Below are 904 nucleotides of genomic sequence, written 5' to 3' on the forward strand. Positions count from 1 at the left end.
CATCACGCAATCGACCTGGTGCATCGCATTTGGGATGCGCTCGCGGGTGTGGGCGCAGCCCACGGATAACAGGGTTAGATCTGCCCGTGTCGTCGCCCCGTCCCGCGTTCGACCGAGCTCACGCACACGCCATCCCCACCGCGCGCCGCTGACCGCCGCTTCAAGCGCGCAGGGCGCGTAACGGAGCGGAAGCGACGGTATGAGCCATGCGCGCCACCGCCGGTCGTCGCCGCCCGCTGGGATGCCGTGGAGACGGCGCAGGGAGCCAGCCGGGCCGGGCTGAGGTGCGGTGCTAGTGATACCGCACATTTTTCTCAGCGTGATACCCGAGCCGCGTCTCGGGAGTGGCTTGCAGTTCCACACTGTTACACCTATTCTCTGCACATGCCTACCCAGCTCACCCGCGTAAACCTGTCCCTTCCGCCCGAAGTCATCGACGTTCTGGACCGGTTGGGCAAGGTCACGGGCGCCGGTCGCGCCACGATCATTCGGGAATGGCTGATCGAGGGACAGCCGCTTTTCGCCGAGATGGCACGCGCCGCCGAGATGGCTTCCAGCCGCAACATCGACGCGCTGAAGGTCATCGGTGACGTTCTCCGGTCCGCTGGCCAGCAGGCCGAGCAGCTCGAACTGGACGTGCGTGCTACCCGCCGCGCCGCCATGCTGAAAAAGGTCAAATGATCGATTGGCTCTCCATCGTGGTGCCGTGCGCTCATCCCGCGCCCATCGATGCGGGAAAAGTGCTCTCCGTCGGCGCTTCGGGCGACGTCGAGTGGATGAGCTCAAAGCGGCAAACGGTGACGGGTTCGTTCTCCAGCGGTCTCACCGTCCGCACCGTGCAGCGCAGTGTTGACCCCTGCACGCACCTGGAGATCAGCGGCAACCCGGTGAAGTTCTTCCAGGG

Annotated in this window: 2 protein-coding genes; both read left to right on the top strand. The window is 65.4% G+C overall.

All coding sequences use genetic code 11. From position 1 onward, the window contains the following. Positions 1-384 precede the first annotated feature (384 nt). Positions 385-681, top strand: a complete 297-nt coding sequence (locus ARC23_RS00695; RefSeq protein ID WP_057495446.1) for a hypothetical protein — start codon at positions 385-387, stop codon at positions 679-681. Next, on the top strand, positions 678-904 hold a 227-nt coding region (locus ARC23_RS00700; RefSeq protein WP_238985157.1), incomplete at its 3' end, for a phage/plasmid replication protein, II/X family. The genes ARC23_RS00695 and ARC23_RS00700, both read left to right, overlap by 4 nt.

It is taken from the genome of Stenotrophomonas beteli (genome assembly GCF_001431665.1).
In the GTDB taxonomy this organism is placed as follows: Bacteria; Pseudomonadota; Gammaproteobacteria; order Xanthomonadales; family Xanthomonadaceae; genus Stenotrophomonas; species Stenotrophomonas beteli.

What these genes read in the sequence shown, in the direction of transcription:
- ARC23_RS00695 (WP_057495446.1), top strand. Translation starts at nt 385, where the DNA reads ATGCCTACCCAGCTCACCCGCGTAAACCTGTCCCTTCCGCCCGAAGTC.